The sequence below is a fragment of the Psychrobacter sp. CX5 genome (assembly GCF_057621535.2).
Genome location: NZ_CM177735.1, coordinates 2,831,209 through 2,851,270 on the forward strand (window position 1 = coordinate 2,831,209; position 20,062 = coordinate 2,851,270).

19 protein-coding genes are annotated in these 20,062 nt (G+C 38.9%); 11 read left to right on the forward strand and 8 right to left on the reverse strand.

The features are described 5' to 3' along the window. Positions 1 to 62: 62 nt before the first annotated feature. The 4 genes from guaD to AC21OG_RS10940 form a co-directional block, all read right to left on the reverse strand. Positions 63 to 1,433, reverse strand: coding sequence for a guanine deaminase (gene guaD, locus AC21OG_RS10925; protein ID WP_487376680.1), 1,371 nt, complete (start codon positions 1,431 to 1,433; stop codon positions 63 to 65). A 55-nt stretch (positions 1,434 to 1,488) separates the two neighbouring features. Further along, entirely contained in the window at positions 1,489 to 2,322 is an 834-nt protein-coding gene (gene xdhC / locus AC21OG_RS10930; protein ID WP_487376681.1) for a xanthine dehydrogenase accessory protein XdhC, read from the reverse strand. Beyond that, complete coding sequence (gene xdhB, locus AC21OG_RS10935; RefSeq protein ID WP_487376682.1) at positions 2,315 to 4,984, reverse strand: xanthine dehydrogenase molybdopterin binding subunit; 2,670 nt, start codon at positions 4,982 to 4,984, stop codon at positions 2,315 to 2,317. Before xdhB ends, xdhC begins: the two co-directional genes overlap by 8 nt. A 65-nt stretch (positions 4,985 to 5,049) precedes the next feature. Beyond that, on the reverse strand, positions 5,050 to 6,741 hold the full coding sequence (locus AC21OG_RS10940) for a xanthine dehydrogenase small subunit (protein WP_487376683.1): 1,692 nt from the start codon (positions 6,739 to 6,741) through the stop codon (positions 5,050 to 5,052). Positions 6,742 to 7,024: 283 nt separating this feature from the next. Between AC21OG_RS10940 and AC21OG_RS10945 the strand changes: the two genes are divergently transcribed. The 5 genes from AC21OG_RS10945 to bioD all read left to right on the forward strand — a co-directional run bounded on the left by AC21OG_RS10945 (position 7,025) and on the right by bioD (position 11,850). Beyond that, a complete protein-coding gene (locus tag AC21OG_RS10945) occupies positions 7,025 to 8,320 on the forward strand; it encodes an NCS2 family permease (protein ID WP_487376684.1) in 1,296 nt (431 codons plus the stop codon). A gap of 243 nt (positions 8,321 to 8,563) precedes the next feature. Continuing rightward, complete coding sequence (locus AC21OG_RS10950; protein ID WP_491185088.1) at positions 8,564 to 8,632, forward strand: hypothetical protein; 69 nt, start codon at positions 8,564 to 8,566, stop codon at positions 8,630 to 8,632. Between the two features lie 9 nt (positions 8,633 to 8,641). Then, positions 8,642 to 9,193, forward strand: coding sequence for a bile acid:sodium symporter family protein (locus AC21OG_RS10955; protein WP_487376686.1), 552 nt, complete (start codon positions 8,642 to 8,644; stop codon positions 9,191 to 9,193). Positions 9,194 to 9,558: 365 nt separating this feature from the next. Continuing rightward, positions 9,559 to 10,836: an adenosylmethionine--8-amino-7-oxononanoate transaminase gene (bioA, locus tag AC21OG_RS10960; RefSeq protein ID WP_487376839.1), complete on the forward strand. Its 1,278-nt coding sequence runs from the start codon at positions 9,559 to 9,561 to the stop codon at positions 10,834 to 10,836. A 279-nt stretch (positions 10,837 to 11,115) separates the two neighbouring features. Beyond that, complete coding sequence (bioD, locus tag AC21OG_RS10965) at positions 11,116 to 11,850, forward strand: dethiobiotin synthase (RefSeq protein WP_487376687.1); 735 nt, start codon at positions 11,116 to 11,118, stop codon at positions 11,848 to 11,850. Positions 11,851 to 11,895: 45 nt separating this feature from the next. Here bioD and AC21OG_RS10970 read toward each other — a convergent pair whose 3' ends face one another. After that, a complete protein-coding gene (locus AC21OG_RS10970; RefSeq protein ID WP_491185041.1) occupies positions 11,896 to 12,180 on the reverse strand; it encodes a HigA family addiction module antitoxin in 285 nt (94 codons plus the stop codon). 207 nt (positions 12,181 to 12,387) lie between these two features. On the opposite strand from AC21OG_RS10970, the gene AC21OG_RS10975 reads away from it, so the two are divergent. Together AC21OG_RS10975 and vapC are read left to right on the forward strand one after the other, a co-directional pair. Further along, on the forward strand, positions 12,388 to 12,618 hold the full coding sequence (locus tag AC21OG_RS10975; protein ID WP_486552113.1) for an antitoxin: 231 nt from the start codon (positions 12,388 to 12,390) through the stop codon (positions 12,616 to 12,618). A 55-nt stretch (positions 12,619 to 12,673) separates the two neighbouring features. After that, positions 12,674 to 13,069 carry a type II toxin-antitoxin system tRNA(fMet)-specific endonuclease VapC gene (vapC, locus tag AC21OG_RS10980; RefSeq protein WP_487376690.1) on the forward strand — a complete coding sequence of 132 codons (396 nt, stop codon included), beginning with the start codon at positions 12,674 to 12,676 and terminating at the stop codon, positions 13,067 to 13,069. Between the two features lie 97 nt (positions 13,070 to 13,166). On the opposite strand, the gene AC21OG_RS10985 is transcribed toward vapC, so the two are convergent. After that, entirely contained in the window at positions 13,167 to 14,600 is a 1,434-nt protein-coding gene (locus tag AC21OG_RS10985; protein WP_487376691.1) for an aminotransferase-like domain-containing protein, read from the reverse strand. Positions 14,601 to 15,005: 405 nt separating this feature from the next. On the opposite strand from AC21OG_RS10985, the gene AC21OG_RS10990 reads away from it, so the two are divergent. From AC21OG_RS10990 to AC21OG_RS11005, 4 genes are all read left to right on the forward strand, one after another. Next, positions 15,006 to 15,638 carry a LysE family translocator gene (locus AC21OG_RS10990; protein ID WP_487376693.1) on the forward strand — a complete coding sequence of 211 codons (633 nt, stop codon included), beginning with the start codon at positions 15,006 to 15,008 and terminating at the stop codon, positions 15,636 to 15,638. A 183-nt stretch (positions 15,639 to 15,821) separates the two neighbouring features. Next, positions 15,822 to 16,697, forward strand: coding sequence for a DMT family transporter (locus tag AC21OG_RS10995; protein ID WP_487376694.1), 876 nt, complete (start codon positions 15,822 to 15,824; stop codon positions 16,695 to 16,697). A 117-nt stretch (positions 16,698 to 16,814) separates the two neighbouring features. After that, positions 16,815 to 17,501: a LysE family translocator gene (locus AC21OG_RS11000; protein WP_487376695.1), complete on the forward strand. Its 687-nt coding sequence runs from the start codon at positions 16,815 to 16,817 to the stop codon at positions 17,499 to 17,501. 83 nt (positions 17,502 to 17,584) lie between these two features. After that, positions 17,585 to 19,000, forward strand: coding sequence for a DUF711 family protein (locus AC21OG_RS11005; protein WP_487376697.1), 1,416 nt, complete (start codon positions 17,585 to 17,587; stop codon positions 18,998 to 19,000). A 77-nt stretch (positions 19,001 to 19,077) separates the two neighbouring features. Here the strand turns inward: AC21OG_RS11005 and AC21OG_RS11010 are convergent, their stop codons facing one another. Next, a complete protein-coding gene (locus AC21OG_RS11010; protein ID WP_487376699.1) occupies positions 19,078 to 19,284 on the reverse strand; it encodes a hypothetical protein in 207 nt (68 codons plus the stop codon). Continuing rightward, positions 19,285 to 20,028: a M90 family metallopeptidase gene (locus AC21OG_RS11015; RefSeq protein WP_487376700.1), complete on the reverse strand. Its 744-nt coding sequence runs from the start codon at positions 20,026 to 20,028 to the stop codon at positions 19,285 to 19,287. Positions 20,029 to 20,062 lie beyond the last annotated feature (34 nt).

Here is a 20,062-nt window from a genome sequence, read left to right on the forward strand (position 1 = left end):
CTCCTTTTTTTTATTAGGTTCCGTACTGTTTAAGCTTTAAAAAGCAAGTACGATAAAATTATTTAGGAGTCTCGCTGATACCTACATAGACCAGAAATGTACGTATACTCAATGACCCTATCATCGCCTAACATCATTAATACAAACAGCTCTTCCTCTAAGCTTTTAGTTTGCGATTGTCGTTGTTGCAATAGTGCTGTGGCTTTAGTATCTATTATCACAAAATCAGCTTCACTGCCTATCGAAAAGTTACCAATCTTATCGTCTAAGCATAAAGACTGGGCATTACCTAACGTTATCTGATACAACCCTTGATGCGCTGATAAACGATTACCTTGTAACTGCTGAACTTTATAGGCTTCATTTAATGTGGTTAATAAACTTAGACTGGTACCCGCGCCCACATCGGTTGCGATACTCACTCCAGTATAACTTAGGGTTTTAGGTAAATTAAATAACCCGCTACCTAAAAACAAATTTGATGTGGGGCAGTGAGATATCTGGGTCCCGGTTTCTTGTAATCTATTATATTCGCTATCGCTCAAGTATATGCCATGCGCAAGGGTTGTCCTCCTACCCAGCAGACCCATCTGGTCATAGACATCTAAGTAACCAGAATAATTAGGATACATTTGCCTTACCGCAGTAATCTCGTCTTGGTTTTCTGCTAAGTGCGTTTGTAAATAAACCCCTTTATTTTGAGAGTATAGCTCTCCTGCCATCTTTAACTGCTTTGGACTGGACGTAATCGCAAACCTTGGCGTTATAGCCACTGATTGACGCCCATTACCATGCCATTCATCTATAAGTTTTTGGGTCTCTTTAATTCCTTTAGAAGTTTCTACACATAAATTTGAAGGGGCGTTTTGATCCATTAAGACATTACCGCAAATCATGCGGCTACCCAAGGTGTCACTTGCCTTAAAAAACTGATCAGCTGAAGAGTAATCGCTGGTAGCAAAAACCATGGCGCTTGTCGAACCATTAGCCAATAATTGATTCAAAAAGAACTGGGACTTTTGATACGAAAATTCAGGTTGGTTATAGTTCGCTTCGGTTACAAAGGTATAGTTGTTAAGCCAGTCTAATAGTTGCTCTCCGTAAGCAGCAATCATATCTAACTGTGGATAGTGTACATGAGTATCAATGAAGCCTGGCATTATTAAGCGGTCTGAGTAATCATGTATTTGTATTTTTTTATTGCCATTTACTACATTAGAGCTCTGTTGTAGAGAATACTGCTCTAAAATGTCAGTTGCCTTCCCATAATTAACGATAATTCCTTTTTTAGCATCAAATACTAAGGCACCCTCTTCAATATATTCAGGTACGATATTTTCATTCTTATTGACTGGAATTATTGAGGTGGTCTGAGTAGTATCTTTTGAGGCAACGTAATGCAATAAGCGAGCTTTATAAATTTGAAGAGTCATAGAGTTTTATCTTTAAATATAGTATTTGCTAAAAAGAAGCTAGTTAAATTAATAATTAGCTTTGATTAAACTTTTGCAACACCTGTGCCACCACCGAAACGGCTACCGACATAGGCTGTTTACCGCCGATAGGCAATCCTATAGGCATATGAAGCAAACTTAGTGTATCTTCAGTAAAACCACGTTTATAGAGTTTTTGCTTAAAACGATTGGCTTTAGTCTTTGAAGCGATACAACCAATAAATGCAAAACTTGGGGTAGAAATTTCGATGGTTTTTTTAACGATCTTAAAATCTAAGTCATGATCGTGAGTCATAACTAAAACATACTGAGGCGTGGGGTAGGCTTTAATAAATTCGGTCGGGTCATCAGTAATAAAGGTACGGATATGAGGAGGAAGTTTTTTGACTGTATTCTTATCAAATATACCCTCTCGATTATCAATCCAAGTGACTTGGCAATCAAGTTCAGATAATATTTTTATCAATGCATTGGCGACATGACCCGCTCCAAATATTAATAGCGATAGCGGCGGCGACAGATTAAAACACTCAAACATTACGGTAACGCTACCACCACAGCACTGACCAAGCTTAGCGCCTAAGGGATAGTGTTTGGTAATGACAGAGGTATGCTGATGCTTATTACCAAAACTATTATTGCAGGCTATATTTTTATTTAATAGTTCTCTAGCAGTTGCAATCACATCAAATTCTAAGCCACCTCCGCCAAGCGTGTCATAGCTTTTATCTGCTGTAATTACCATTTTGGTTTGCAAGTCACGAGGGGCCGAGCCACTAACTTTGACCACAGTCGCCAAAACGTGAGCAATGCCATGATTTTGGCAGTCATTCAATGCACTATGCCAGCTTTTGTTATGGCTATTCATTGTTTTTGCCTAAATCTATTGATTGACTACTATGCACAGGAGTATGCGCTGGACCTCTACCACCTTCTACCTTGGAGCTAAAAATGGATTCTTTATTTTCCACGTTTTCCACATTTTCAATATTAGTTATAGAGACATATGGTGGATTGGTCTTTGTGGCATGTTCTATATAAGGGGTATATAAACTGAATAGGCTCCCATGTTGATGTTGGTTTTGCTGCTGGTTTTGTGGCTGTTTTTTGGTTTGTACTTCTGTACGGCTGCTATTCTCCCAATCTCCACCTTCAAGATTAATCACCGCTTTTAATACGGCTTCGGGTGTGGCCGGCATCGTTAATTTCGGATTGTGTTTATAATCAGCAAGGCTAGCCACAGCATTATTTATAGCACACCACACACTAGCTGCAAGCATAAAAGGGGGTTCGCCAACCGCTTTTGAGTTATATACCGTCTGCTCTTTGTTTTTACGATTATAAAGTTTAACCTGCCACTGCTTTGGCATGTCGTGGGCGGTCGGGATTTTATAATTAGCTGGGCTGTTTGAGGCTAATTTGCCACTTTCATCCCACAAAAGCTCTTCTTGGGTTAACCAGCCCATACCTTGGATAAAGCCTCCTTCTATTTGACCTTTATCTATCGCAGGATTAATCGACTGTCCCACATCATGGAGAATATCGCAACGAACAACTTGATATACGCCAGTAATGGTATCTATTTCAACTTCACAGCAAGCCGCTCCCAATGAATAATATAAAAAAGGTCGGCCCCACGCTTTGTCTCGTTCATAAAATATTTTCGGGGTTTTATAAAATCCTGTGGAAGAAAGACTTACCCGATTTCTATAAGCGAGCGTAACGAACTCTGCGAAGGTGAAGACTTTTGACTCCTTTTTAGAAGCAGTTTGGTTATTACTATTAGCCCGTTTTATATATACATGATTATTTTCAAAGCTAATATCAGAGTCATCGATTTCAAAGGTGTCACAGGCAAATTCAATCAGTCTGGCTTTGATAATTTGGCAAGCATTCTGAGCGGCTTTTCCGTTTAAGTCTGTCCCTGATGAAGCGGCAGTAGGTGAGGAGTTGGGCACTTTGTCAGTACGAGTGGCGGATACCTTCACCGTATCTAAGTCCACATCAAACTCATTAGCAACCACTTGAGCTACTTTCACAAATAAACCTTGTCCCATCTCAGTACCCCCATGATTCAGGTGAATACTGCCATCGGTATAGATATGAACCAGAGCACCCGCTTGATTTAAGGTTTGTACAGTAAATGAGATACCAAATTTAACAGGCGTTAAAGCGATACCCCTTCTTTTAGGACTGTCTTGTAATGCAGCTTGCTTGTTGCAGCTAATAATCTCATTACGACGCTTTTTATAATCACAGTCTGTGGCTAAGCTATTCATCAACTCAGCTAAGTCAAAATGTTCTATAGGTTGACCATAATGGGTTTGCTGTCCATTTTGATATAAATTATTAAGTCTTATGTCATAAGGGTCTTTACCTAGCGAATAAGCGATATGGTCCATCATGTATTCGGCAGTCATAAGCCCTTGTGGCCCACCAAAACCCCGATACGCTGTATTTGAGACCGTATGAGTTTTACATCTATGACCCACTATACTAGCAGTCGGATAGTAATAGGCATTATCACAATGAAACATGGCCCTATCGACAATAGCATCAGAGAGGTCAGGGGAGTAGCCACATAAAGCAGCCAACTGCATGTCTACCGCTTTTATCTTTCCTTGTTCATCAATCGCAACCGAATACTTATTATAGAATTCATGACGTTTACCCGTTACAACCATGTCATCTTGACGGTCTAAACGCATGCTTACCGGTTTATTATGACGTTTTGCAACTATACCTGCTAAGCAAGCCCAAGCTGCGGCCTGTGTCTCTTTGCCTCCAAATGCACCGCCCATACGGCGGACTATGGTGTTAACACTATGAAAGGGGAGTCCTGTAACTTCAGCAACCAGCTGCTGTACTTCACTAGGGTGTTGTGAAGAGGTATAAACTTCCAAACCGCCATCATCACAAGGCATTACGTATGCGACCTGACCTTCTAGATAAAAATGCTCTTGACCTAGCATGTGGATAGCGCCAGTGAGTTTTATAGGCGAATTTTTAAAAGAAGATAGCACATTGCCGCGCTGCATCTTATAACTGGGTCGCACAAATTGCTTGCGTTTTAATGCCTCAGCAATGCTCAAAATAGCAGGCAAGGGCTCATACTCTACTATGGCTTTTGCAGCCGCTTTTTTGGCAGCTCTATGACTGCTCGCAGCCACTGCAAAAATAGTTTGTCCTACATACTCTACCTCAGTATTTGCAATCAAAGGATCTCCTTTAAATACCGGACCGATATCGGTTGCAGCAGGCAAGTCGTTATAGCAAATAACATCCACAACACCTTCAGACGCCCAAACTGCCTCCAAGTTTATGTTTTTTATTTTGGCGTGAGAAATATCGCTTTTGCCAATCGCCATGTACAAGGTATTGTTTGGCTTAACCATATCATCTACATAGGTGGCACTGCCCATAACATGGCTAATGGCGCTGTCATGTTTAGATGAGGAACCAATTTTGTGCTTAGGGGGACGCTTGCGTCTTACTTCATAGCTGTCAAATAATGCTGAATGATGGCTCATGGATAGGTCTCTATATTTTCAGGGTATATATTAATTTAAATGTTTAAATTCACTCACAAACTCTATTAATTAGATAGAGTGGTGTATTTAGTGAGTAGTTGTTTACCACTTTGGATGATGAGACGCTGGATAACCTGCATGCGATACTCACGACTGGCTCTTACATCACTTAATGGCGTCACATCCTCTGCTAAAGCGGCGGCACAAGCTTTAAAGCTCTCCATCTCTAACGCAGCATTGGTAAGTTTTTGCTGTGAATTTAAAGCCAATAAAGGCACGGCAGCCATGCCGCCTAACCCTATACGGCTATCAATAATCTCATTAGAAGCTTCATTTACGTCTATTCTTAACGCTAATAAACAAGCAGATATATCATCCTCAAAGCGTTTACTAATTTTATGAATCGTTAACTGCTGGTGCTCAGCCAATAGCGGAACATGAATGGCCTTGATATAACTTCCAGATTGTATTTTTGTTTGTTTATAACTAATAAAAAAGTCTGCTAATGGTATGATTTCATCAACAAATCCTTTTATATCTTCGTTTATAGTTGGGTCAGTCCCTACTAGAGCGGTATCCAAATTAGTATGATTTGAACTATTTTGACGACAGTACCTGATATGAACTTTGGCATCCAAAGCGAGTAGGATAGGGGGTAAATCACCTATAGGTGAGGCATTTACAATATTACCGCCAATTGTACCCATATTACGAATTTGCGGTGAGGCTATACGCTTGAGTATTTTGGCGAACTGTGGAATGTGTTCTTCTAAAGGGCTTTGTAGCTGCTGATAAGTCATGCCAGCCCCCAATATTAGGGTTTGAATACCTTTCTCGTTATTTTCAACACATGACCATTGCTGAAGTTCATTAATATTCGATAATTGGATGATGGTTTTATAATCAACAAACTGTTGGGTAATACTCAATCCTAAATCTGTACCGCCAGCCCATAAAATAGCATCAGGATATAAGGCTAATAGTTGTTCTAACTCAGGCTGAGATTTAGGTATAAACAATTGGTTTTCTTGATCACTTAAAGCTGGAATTGGTGCATCTTTACATTGATGAATAGAACTTTGTTCGCTAGTTTTACTTTTATATTCGACTAAATCCAGTCCATCAAATCTAGAAAATACCTCCTTGTTACTCTGAGGTTGGAACATCTTTATACCTGCCTCAACGATAGGTCTGTAACCAGTACAGCGACAAAGGTTCCCTGCAATAGCTGCTATCACTTTATCTTCACTAACTGAATTGTTGCTATCGTTACTGTTAGCACTATCAGGTGTTGTACCATCAATTGATTTTATATTAGAGCTATCAATCACTTGAATATGATTCGATTTTTCTATTTTTTGATTTTCATAGAGACAAGCCAATGATATGACAAAACCTGGGGTACAAAAACCACACTGAGAACCATGACACTCTACTAAAGCTTGTTGAGCAGGGTGCAATTTGGCTTGTTCAGGATGATTATTAGGGTTGTCAGCAAGGTAGGAAGCAGTGAATAGCTGACAACCATTCATTAGCGATAATAAAGTGATACAAGAGTTAATAGTATAAAAGCGTCCTGTGTTATTTAAATCCGTGGTTTTTCTCACCAAAATAGTGCATGCACCACAATCACCACTTGCACACCCTTCTTTAGCATCAAAAAGGTTAAGGGTATTTCTTAAATAGTCCAATACCGTAGTATTTGGATTGATGTCATCAACTTTATATTCTCTATTATTTACTTTAAATTCAATCATTTAACTCTCTATTGACTATTAACTCTATGCTGGGATAAGGGTTACACATTATTGATTCAATCATTGTTAAAAACTGTTTTAATAGTTAAAAACAACTTCAATTAAACAATTGGATATAACCCTAGAATTAAAACTTGACTAATTGGTTAACTATATAGATAAGCATATAGCAATAAATATGCCACCACAATTGAAAGTTAATTTTTTTGTATTGGTATGGTTATTGCTCCAAGAGTTTTAGTTTCGTATGTAATTTTATATCTTACTCAATTAAGGATTCATTATGAGTGCATTAGATAGATATTTTGGAATTTCGGAGAAGGGCAGTAGCGTCAAAACTGAGATTGTTGCGGGCATAACTACTTTTTTGACCATGACTTACATAATTTTCGTTAACCCTATGATCCTGGCTGATGCTGGTATGGATCAAGGGGCAGTATTTGTCGCGACTTGTGTTGCTGCTGCGGTAGGTTGTTTTATCATGGGTCTATATGCCAAATTGCCTTTGGCCTTGGCGCCAGGTATGGGTTTGAATGCTTTTTTCACTTATGGTGTTGTTTTAGGTATGGGTCATACTTGGCAAATAGCTTTAGGAGCCGTATTCTTATCTGGTTGTATATTTATCCTATTAAGCCTATTTAAAATTCGAGAATGGGTTATTAACTCAATACCTCATACTTTAAAGCAAGGTATTGTTGCAGGTATTGGTGCATTCTTAGGGTTTATTGCTTTAAAAAATGCGGGCATTGTCGGTGCTAATGAAGCCACTTTTGTGTCTTTAGGTGAAATAACCACCTTTGGTCCTGCGATGGCTGTTTTAGGCTTTATTGTCATTATTGGGCTTAGCTATCGTAATGTGCCTGGCGCGGTAACCATAGGTATTTTATTAACCACCCTATTAGGGGTTATCTACGGTGATGTGGCCTTTGGCGGATTTATGTCAATGCCTCCACCGGTTGCGCCTACTTTGATGCAATTGGATATCGCTGGTGCCTTTGATATTGGTATGATTAGTGTGATATTTGCATTCTTGTTTGTTGATTTGTTTGACACCTCTGGGACACTAATTGCAGTGACCAAGAGAGCAGGGTTGATGAAGCAAGATGAAAAAGTGCCTAATTTAGGTAAAGCGCTTATTGCTGATTCTACTGCAACTGTGGCCGGTGCAGTATTGGGCACATCTTCTACAACCAGCTATGTAGAAAGTACAGCTGGAGTAGCTGCTGGTGGTCGAACTGGGTTAATGGCAGTAACGGTAGGTGTTCTGTTTTTATTAAGCTTATTTTTTGCGCCTTTAGCAGGTATGATTCCAGCTTATGCGACTGCAGGTGCGATATTCTATGTAGCAGTATTAATGCTTTATACATTAAAAGATGTGGATTGGGATGATTTAACAGAAGCCGCACCTGCTGCAGTAACATTGATATTGATGCCATTAACATTTTCTATAGCAGATGGTATCGCATTAGGCTTTATTACTTATACCGCTGTTAAATTAATCACTGGCAAGTTTTCTCAAATCAGTGTTGCTGTATGGGTGATTACAGTTGTTCTTTTAGCTAAATACATTTTTGCTTAGTTTCTAAATTAATTTTAGCTTACTAAGGTCAAATATTTGATCGAGCTTAAGGTTTCAATAGTTTAGGTCGTTTAATTAATAAAAAGAAGTTATAAAGTAAAAATATTTTTTCCATTATAGTTATATTTAAAAATTTATTAAACTTTTTAATATAGCTATTAATAAATATTTTACTTCATTTTTAATTAAATGATCATAGGGATTAGGAGCTATTTAGAAGGAGATATTGCTTTTTCAGTGGGCATGACAACACTTTCAACAATTATTGCTCCTGTGGTGACTCCACTATGGATGATTTATTTGGTGGGATAAACGGTTGAAATGGACGGTTGGAGTATGTTTAGGTTTATGCTATTAGTAACTTTGATGCATGTTGCTATTGGTTCAATCTTTAACATCCTATTTCAAAATAAAACTTGGTTTGAATCAGTACGAAAGGTCATGCCGGGCGTTGCTGTAATTGCATTTGCTTGTATTGTCGGCGGTGTTGCTGCAATATTTGGTGCACAACTCTTTGAATCAGCTTTTATTGCCATTGTTGCTATAGCCATACATAACTTTTCAGGCTATATACTAGGGTATTTATCAGGAGCAATAGTGGGTACTAATGCTGCCAAAAAAAGAACACTTGCTATAGAGGTTGGTGTTCAAAATGCTGGATTAGCGACAGGATTAAGCACTAAATTCTTTCCAACTAGTGCAGAATCAGCTGTAGTAGCTGCTGTGGCTACTATATGGCATTCAGTTTCAGGCTCTGTATTGGCCAATATGTTTATTTGGTGGGATAAACGGAACGGAAGTATTTCATTAGAGGCAGATAAAAGTTTTAATACTAAATTAGGTACTGATAAATCAAAAGAAGATTTAATCTGAAGTGCAGTTTTTAAAGCATAATTACTTATTATGTTTTATGTGTTAGATTATGACGACCAAGTATTTGCAGTAGTATATATATAAATCAGATTCAAATAATATAAATAGGCAATACGTATATAGACCTTATTTAACATAATATACATTATGCGAAAACAAACCAATCGGATTTAAGTGCATTAATATAATCAAATCACATCACGTTAAGTGTTATTATTACTCAGAACTCGCTATAGTAGTTTTGCCTCGAACAAGTTAGTATAAGCTACTTGCATTTAAATAAATCAAATCTGTTAAATATCTATCTATAAATTAATCTGACTATCATAATGACATACTCTAACTTTGATAACTTCAATAAAAGTATGACAGACACCTTTGATCAAAATCATCTCTGGCATCCGTACGCAACATTGCCACCGCAATATCCGAACATAGTCATTGATCACGCAGATGGTGTTTATCTTTATACAAAATCTGGTGAACAGCTTATTGATGGTATGTCGTCTTGGTGGGCAGCTATTCATGGTTATAATCATTCAGCACTTAATGATGCTATTCGCAATCAGTTAGATAAGATGGCTCATGTTATGTTTGGTGGCCTTACGCATCAGCCTGCTATTGATCTGGGTCAGAAACTACTCTCTATCGTGCCTAAAGGTTTAGATGCTATCTTCTATGCAGATAGCGGTAGTATTGCGGTCGAAGTTGCCTTAAAAATGGCCCTACAGTATCAATTGGCTCAAAATAAGGCTGAACGCAATCAAATAGCGACGACCCGATCTGGCTATTACGGAGATACTTGGCATGCGATGAGTATCTGTGACCCTGTCACTGGCATGCACAGTATCTATGGCAAGCAATTACCGGTACAATTGTTCACTGATAAGCCTGAAAATGGCTTTAATACACCCTTAAGTACTGATATTAAACAACAATTAACCCAATTTTTTAAGCAAAATCAGCATCATATGGCTGCTTTCATCATAGAACCTGTGGTCCAAGGCGCGGGTGGTATGCGGTTTTATAGTCCTGAGTATTTAACGCTGCTACGTAAGTTATGTGATAACTATGACGTTTTGTTAATAGCCGATGAGATTGCGACAGGTTTTGGGCGTACTGCTAAGATGTTTGCTTGTGAATATGCAGACATATCGCCTGATATTATGACAGTGGGTAAAGCGCTGACGGGTGGTTATATGACATTTGCAGCGACAATATGTCAGCGTCATGTTGCTGAACGTATCGCCAGTAGCGAATATTCTGCTTTAATGCACGGCCCTACGTTTATGGGCAATCCCCTCGCCTGCTCTGTGGCCTTAGCGTCAATTGAGCTCATTATTGAATATGACTATCCTAAACGAGCGTTACATATTGAACAGCAACTTAAGCAATATTTGCAGTCATTAAGAGGTATTGATCAGGTTGCTGATGTGCGCGTGCTTGGAGCTATTGGCGTTATTGAGTTGCATGACGCCGTAGATATGCCAAGGTTTCAGCATTTGTTGATTGAAAAAAAGATTTGGATTAGACCCTTTGGAAAATTGGTCTATATTATGCCGCCAATTATTATGATGGATGATGAAGTTCTATTGCTATGTGATAGGTTAAAGCAGGTATTAACGAGTTATTTTAATCCATAGTTTTAATAATGGTTAATTTAATAACTAAACTGAATTTTGGATAAAAGTTTTTTAAGCCACTGTTTTTATTTGGTTTAATAAAAATCCATCCCCAACCCTTCCTGTATTAAAAGGAAAGGAGCTAACCTTTACAGATTTAAAATGAGATAAATGACCGTGTTTTTTAAAGATAAGATACATTGCTTTGCAATAGAGGGATGCCTATAACCTTAAATTTGATGAGTTGATTATCGCGAATTTAGGTTATGCTATTAATTATAATATTGAGTTAATAAAATTATGAGTGTGTATTTTATAACAGGGATTGATACAGATATTGGTAAAACTATTGCTACTGGTAGCTTAGCGAGAGTTTTACATCAAAAAGGCTGTAGAGTCATCACTCAAAAGTTGGTGCAAACAGGGTGTGACGGCATCGCTGAAGACATTATGACGCATAGAGACATGATGGGCATAGGCTTGCAGTCGCGCGATAACGATATGACAACTTGTCCCTATGTACTTCAAAAGCCCGCCTCGCCCCATTTAGCATCAAAACTTGAAAATGCTATTATTGAGCCTGACCGTATTACAAATGCTACCAATACGCTGAAACAAGATTATGACATTGTGCTTTTAGAAGGCGCAGGCGGCCTTATGGTGCCACTCACTGACTCGTTATTAACTTTGGATTATATTGCGGGACTAAATTACCCTATTATATTGGTCACATCTGGCAGATTGGGCAGTATTAATCATACGCTACTGAGCATTGAGGCTATAAAATCTCGTTCACTGCAACTACATGCTATCATTTATAACCATTGGCAACCCGATAAGCGTTTAACGTCAAATTATGAGCCTGACGTCGAGATTGTGGATAACACCAAAGAGTATTTACAGTCTTATTTAGCTCAAAGTTATCCTGATACTTATTGGGTCGATTTGCCTAATAATTTAGCCATTAATACTGATGAAATAACACATTCAGACTGCAATTCATCTCTTAATAATTACGCCGAGCGTTTGATTTAAGAATTACGAAGTTAACTCATTAATATAGTTTGCCGATAAAAAGCATTAAACATATTCAATAGGATCAATACTATCTAAAAAGGATGGGTTCTGACTTTCAATCAGCCTTAGTTCATAGGTCGATTGTAGGTTCAACCAAAACTGGGCACTACCCCCAAAATATTTAGCCAGTCGCAATGCTGTATCCGCTGTTATACCTCGCTTTTCACGAACAATTTCATTGACACGAGCTGGCGTGACACCGAGATGATTAGCCAAAGCATTGGCGCTCATATCAAGAGGCTCAAGAAAATCTTCTCTCAAAACTTCACCAGGATGAATTGGTCGCATTCCATTTTTAATCATAATATTTCTCTCTAATTCCTATTCTCTCTAACTTCTTATTGCTATTTGTTCAGGAAGTTATGAGTATACCTGTTTAATAAATCTTTATAATAGCCTTAATTAAAATTGACTGTCTCTAACATTAATACTATGATAGATACCAGTGGTAGTTATCAAAAAACCATCACAAAGAATAGATATAAGGAGGACAGTATGCAAACAGCAAAGTTATTCGCATCAGGACGCTCGCAAGCGGTGCGCTTACCCAAAGCGTTTCGTTTTGAGGGTGAAGAAGTGGCGGTCAAACGCATGGGGGTTGGTGTTTTATTGTTACCTATTGAGTCTCCTTGGCAAATCATGCAATCCGCATTAGATGATTTCGAACCCAATTTTGAAATGAAACGTGCACCGCAAGGTGACCAAGTACGAGATGAGTTGTTTTAGGACAAGTTACTAGTGACAAGCTACTTGATATGAGTTACTAGAGAGACGATTAGTTATGAAGTTTATGCTAGATACTAATATATGTATTTATATTATTAATCAAAAACCCATGTCCGTGTTTCAACGATTTGAACAATATCGGTATGGTGATATTGGTATTAGTAGCATTACCGCCAGCGAGCTTGCTTTTGGCGTTGAAAAATCAGAGTCTCAGCGCAATCGGCTGGCTTTGGAGAAGTTTTTAGCACCACTTGAAGTTTTGCCATATGATGAGCAAGCCGTTTGGTATTATGGGCGCATACGGCATTACCTTCAAAGTTCTGGTACGTCCATTGGTTCACTTGATATGTTAATAGCCTCTCATGCGGCTAGCGAAGCGGTGACTTTGGTGACCAATAACACGAAAGAGTTTGAAAGAGTGCCTGATTTAAAACTGGAAAATTGGGTTTAAGTTTGTATCTTTTATTTCAGATTAAATGTTTCGTAGGTGCAATAGAAGGTTAAATCGAAGAAGCGGATGGCAGGATTAGCTTCAAATTATGTGTTCATTATTTCTTTGCATCAGAGATATAACCCTTCGTATCAGAGAGATATCCCTCTAACCACTTTAAGAACTCATCACTTGTAGTTGCAACGTTTAAGCGTAAGTGTGTCGAATATTCACCATTTGGATTAAACAACTGCCCCGGTGCTAAAAGCCAGCCGTCATTATGCGCTTTAAGGGCAAGCTTGGCGGTATCACATCCGACATCAATCCAAACAAACATCCCTGCCTGCGTGTGTTCAGGATATTCAATTCCCATCTTAGTCAGTTTTTGACGTAGCTGTTGATGCGCCGTATACAAATGCTGTTGCAGCTTCTTGAGTTGGCGACGACTCTCGCCATGCGTCCACAGCTTATGTATCACTCGCTCTCCAAATTCAGGCGTGGTCATATTGCTTAACGTTTTTATCCCGATAACATCATCTATGAATTTATCGGGGCAAACTAGCATACCCACTCGCCAACCTGATGCCATATATTTAGAAAATCCCGTAGCATAAAATACCCGTTCAAACTGATCTAGACTAGAATACCTCAGCGCATTGTCCTCTGGTAATAAAGAGGCATACAAGTCATCTTCAAAGATATAAGCATCGTATTTGTGAATAAGGTTGAGCACTTGGTGCACTCTTGCAGGATGCAAATTATAGGACGTTGGATTGTGAAGAACACTATTGGTTAAATACATCTTAGGACGATGACGTTCAAATATTTGCGTCATTTGTTCAATGTCAGGCCCTTGATGATCACGCCTTACGCTCACTACCTTTAGTCCTTGGCGCTGTAAGCTACTTGATAACCAAAACCAACCCGGCTCATCAACAAGTACTGTATCTCCTTCACTTAACAATACTTGAGAAACTATTAACACGGCTTGAGAAATACCTGCGCTGGTAATGATATTGTCTGCTGTCGTTTGCATGCCTAACTGACCCAAATATTGAACCAGTTGTTGTCTTAAGGGCAGGAAACCTTGTATATTGCCATAGCTATATATAAAGTCTGGCGACTGACTGGCAATTTGTCTTATTGCCCACTGCATTTTTTCATTTCGCACCCACTCAAGTGGTAATACGCCAGAGCCTGGTGAACGATCAAGTGGCGTTTTGCTAAACATTTGTCGCACTAACCACTTGGTATCTATTTCAGGATTCTTATCCACTTCTTTGAAAATTACTTCTGTAACGGCTTCCTCAAAATTCAAGTCATTAACATAATAGCCAGAGCCTTGCTTGGCCGTCAATACATTGGTAGCCACCAACTGCTCGTACGCTTGAGACACGGTAAAACTTGAAACCCCTAGTAATTTCGCTAATTTCCTTACCGATGGCACCCGCTGATTTGGTTTGTAAACGTGCCATTCAATGCGCTTATTGATCCACTCTATAATTGCTTCAGTTTTGGTTAAGCGTTGATTTAGGCTATAGGTCTCAGACATAACATGACGCTCTTTTGATTGGTATTCAATGACAGTTTGATTGATAAGGTGTTGGTGCGATTGGGGGTTAGTACTATCAAGTATAAAGCTGAAGATTGCCTACTATTCACACTTTATTGGTTGACCAACATATTATCACAGACACTGCTATTTTAACTGTATTGTACTGTATAGGTAAAAATAATAGGTTATCAGAAATTAATTTTTATATACCTAAAATTGTTATGGGTTATTAATCATAACACTTTGTTAACTGTTATTTTAACTGTATAGGTATTGTCTAGTTAATAAGTTATATAGTTAGTTTAACCGCCATTGAAATAATACATGGTCTTTAGGTTTTAGCTATTAAGGAAATTAGATATGGTGACCATTGAGGGTAGTGTTATAGCTTTAGCCGTTTTTATGATAATCAACTCAATTACACCCGGTCCAAACAATATTATGCTTTTACAAGGCGGACTTAAACGGGGCTATTGGGGTTGCCGTTGGCATATGCTGGGTATTAGTTTTGGTGTCGGAATTATGTTGTGGCTGAGCTATTGGGGCATGGCGAGTTTAGTTATTGAACACCCTACTTTGATGCAGATGATTAAGATAGTCGGAACGGGCTATTTATTATGGCTGGCTTACCACATGGTCAAAAGCGACTTTGCGCAGATAGTGACATTAGCATTAGAAAGCAAAAATGATGATGTCGGTAATAAGCAGCGTTTTGGCGAATTACCGTTAAGTTTTTGGGAGGCAGTGCTGTTTCAGTGGTTAAATCCTAAAGCATGGACGATGACCGTGGTTGCCCCTACTTTGGCTATTCTTACTAGCAATGTATTAGCCGTTCAATTGGGACAATTAAAGTTTGGATTAAATAATTGGCCATTGCTCATAATGTGTATGGCGATTAATTTAATATGTATTAGCTTTTGGTCAGCAGGTGGGCAACAATTAAGAAGACTGGTTAAAAGTCCTATAACCATGCGATTAGTGCATGTAATTATTGTATTGATGGTTGTTTATTGTGCGGTTGCCTTGTGGTTTTAAATCTTGTAATTGAAATCATAATTAATTTATTCTAAACCTTAAAGGGTGTTAAGTCTGATTAATAATCAATCTAAACGTTTTCTTTTCATGATTGGTCCTTATTTAAACGCCTTGTTTTATTGAACCACTTATGGCTTTTTAGTAAGACAACTATATGGATTTTATAGTTAGTAAACAAATGGAATGGATATAACCTTTAAAGAAAAGCTAATACTGCTCGCCATTGTCATCATTTGGGGTGCTAACTTTATGGTAATCCGTTGGGGACTTGAAGATATGCATCCGTTTACTTTCATTTTCTTAAGGTTCTTATTTACAGGCATACCATTAGTATTTTTCTTAAAAAAACCCGATGTGTCTTTAATCTATGTGGCTTTGTACGGATTGATACTGGGTATTGGTGTCTGGGGTCTGGTGTTTTTAGCAGTATTTAATGGCATGCCGTCTGGTATGTCGTCATTGATATTACAAACCAGTCCCTTTTTAACCATTTTAATCGCCATTTTTGTATTTAAAGAAGCATTAACCAAACAGCAAGCGGTAGGCATTGTAGTAGCATTCATCGGGCTGTTGGTCGTCTGCTTGTTTAAATCAGATAATTTTAGTTTGGCAAGTCTATTATTAGTGCTATTGGCGTCCACTTTTATGACATTAAGCCAAGTCATTATCAAAATATCGAAGCCTCAAGATGTGGTGAGCTTTACAGCGTGGTCAAGCTTATTTATTCCTGTGCCTGTTTTGGTATTAGCTGTGGTTTACAGCCACTTCACCTCCACGGACTTTTCCATATTGGTTCAATGGCCGAGCCTAAAAAGCTGGTTGGTGGTATTATTTGAGTCCTTTATTATTACTATTATCTGTTACTCGATATTCGCAAGACTCATTACGAAGCATGGGCTTGCCGTTGTAACCCCTTACACTTTGCTTATCCCAATTGGCGGACTGTTTTTTGGCTGGTGGGTATATGACGAGATACTATCTAAAACTGAAATTATTGGCTCGTTATTTATTTTATTAGGATTGGCGTTGTTGACGATTCGGTTTTCAAGGAAGGTATAAAAGCTAAGTTAGTAACCCTAAAATTTAGACTAATTTCGTTAAAATATTTCTATAACTATTAAATGATAATACATAAAATTTATTAATTTCCCAGCATACTTGGAGCGTTAATAACCGATGTTAACCAATATGATGACAGGATTGGAAGGTAGTGTTTTTGCTTTAGCCGTATTTATACTTATCAACTCCATAACGCCGGGGCCAAATAACTTAATGCTATTGCATGGGGGAATTAAAAAAGGGTTGTGGGGCTGTCGAGGTCATTTATTAGGCATAACGTTTGGTGCTGGCGTGATGACGTGGTTAAGCTATTGGGGAATGGCCGCTATTGTCGTTGACCACCCTACCCTCATGTTGGGTATAAAAATATTAGGTACGGCATATCTATTATGGCTGACCTATCAAATGGCGATTAGTGACTTTAGCGCGATGGTCACTGAGGCTTTGAGACTTGAGGCTTCTGAAAATTCGGATGCAAAAATTAAAAAGAAGTTTGGAGAACTGCCCCTTACTTTTTGGCAAGCGGCGTTGTTTCAATGGTTAAACCCAAAGACTTGGACAATGACGGTCATGCTACCCAGTATTGCACTTATTAATTTAGCAAATACGGGCTCAAATTACGCATGGTTGGCAAATTGGCCCTTAATTATTTTATGCATGATCGTAAGCCTGCTTTCTATCGCAGTATGGGCAGCTGGCGGGCAATGGTTACGACGTTTAGTACATAATCCTAGGTTAATGAAACTGATTCATATCGTCATAGTATTGATGACTTTATATTGTGCGGTGGCTTTATGGATTTAGGTTAATTGATTATTTTGAGCTTTATTATATTAATAATAAACGCCTTTAATTCTGAGAATAACTTAAAAATGTGAGAGCAAATTATGACAAACAAACAATATTATATATCTCAATTTTCAATACCAAACATTCTTAATGACGTTCTCAAAGATAAATCCCTATGCAAAGTCCGAACCGTAACCACCTTTATCAATCTTACGAAAGATATGGACGCATGGGAACATGTTCTTGCCGATGCTATCAAACAATGCAATACCTTAGCCGATGCGTATCACTTGCAAGGTTATATGGTACAATCGATACGTATTGTGACCAATCCCTTTGGTGAGTATTTAGACACCAGCACTATTGACTCAGCTGTCATAGGCTTAGAGAAAATCACCCAATTACTTGATCAACTAAGTCAAGATACTAGTACGCTCAGCGATGCCAACAGTATAGACAACCAATCACAACCGTTACGTATTCGCTTTGCCATCGGTGAAGCCAAAACCGTGCAAGAAATCAAATTACTGCCACAACTTATCGCTCAATATGGCGATTTATGCAATGCTTGCGTCAATGTACCAGCCAATGACTTGGGGGTGCTTGATAACGAGTTAATTGAGCATTGCGTTGAGACGGTACAACATATCGCAAAGATTACCCCACGTGGAGAGGGAAACTTTAACTTTACGGTGAATTTTAATTGCGATGAGTTTATCCCCTACTTTCCGGCAAGTTATCATAGCGGGCAGACGGATAAAGGTTTTGTGATTGGACTTGAGACGCCAGACTTATTAGTTGCTACGTTACAGGCGGTAAATGATCAACATAATAAGCAAGTTAGTAAAGATAATGTGACAGAAGGTATAAGTTACCAACAGCAACGCCAACTCGCATTTCAAGCGATGAGCTACGCTCTGCAACATCATATCGATATCATAAATAAGATAGCGCAAACGAATAGCTCAGATTCAGGAATTAGGGGTTCAGAAACTAAGTATTCAGAGACTAAAGTTTCAAGTACTATGGATTGGACATACATTGGTATCGACACCTCGCCTGCCCCCTCTAAAGACTGTGCTTCTATGGTTGAGGTGTATAAGTTACTTGGTGTGCCATACTTTGGGGCATCAGGTACGGTTGAAGCGTCTAGCCTGCTGACTCGTGTTTTTAAGTCCATCAAGGGTATTAACGCTGTTGGATTTTCAGGATTGATGCTAGCAGTTACCGAAGATACAGGATTGGCGCAAGGCACTATCGATAATGAGTTCGATATTCGGGCGTTATTAACCTATAGTGCGGTTTGTGGCATAGGTTTAGATACCGTCCCTATTGCTGGTGATACACCAAACGAGAAGCTATCGTCATTAATGAGAGATACAGGCACGCTGGCGTTTAGACTCAATAAACCGCTGACAGTTCGGGTTTTTCCTGTACCTAATCAGTCTGTTGGCGAAATGACTCAGTTTGAGAGTGATGACTTGTGTAATTGTGCAGTGATGGCAGTACCTTAAGGGTTTAGTTATTTATCAATAATCTAACTAAGTAACCTAACTGTCAATAACCTAAATAACGCATCCACTAACTTTAACTATAACCGTGAGAGCGTTTTAGCCCTGATAGAAGCGGTATACTGCTCGTCAGGCGGGGCAGTGACTAAAGTTTGGAGCGTCTCTTGCCAACGTAGCCACTCCAAAACTAAGTCACTGCACCCGCCTGACGAGGAGATATAGCTGAAAGCAGGATTGGCTACAATAACCCTTATCCCGAATTTGGGTTCATTAAATAGTGAATTCATTTATAGCGGATTCTGTCCAAAAAACTCGACCATAAGTTCAAAAATATCAGGATAAGCGTCTTGCAATACCTCAGGTCGCTCGAAGAATACTTCGCTCAATACGGCGAAAAATTCAGCAGGGTTGGTAGCGCCGTAGTTATTAATACCTGCTTTGGGATAGCGCTGAAAATCCTCAAATCCATTTTGCATTATCTGAGTCCAGTCGCTAGGATTCATGCCTGATTGCATAGGCGGAAATCCGTTAGCGCGGCCATTTAGCATATCTAGCTTATGCACAAACTCATGAATAACCAGATTGTTGCCATCACGGACACCTGCATGCTTAGCATCTTGCCACGACAGAATAACAGGTCCTCGCAGCCATGCTTCCCCACTACGGTGTTGCTGGCTTTGATGTACAATGCCAAACTCATCGGTCGTTATGTTATCACTATGATATGAGCGAGGATACACAATGATTGATGACCAGCCTTTGTACCATTCAAGCCCAAGATTTAGAATGGGCAGGCAAGCTTGTAAAGCGATAGACTGCTTCATAACATCATTAACTTCAAAACCTTGTGCGCCTTGAATTGATTTCTCATTTAAGAATAAAGTAGCTAGTTCAAATAACTGCGTTCGTTGGTCATTAGTCAGTCTATTGAGCAGAGGCAATTGGTCGGCAACCGCATTCCAGTCATCTCGCGTATAGGGGCTGTTATCAATGACACGTTGATCACGCCACTCTTTTATTTTATCAAACATGATTTTCAACCCTGTCTTGCACTGTTATAAAGTG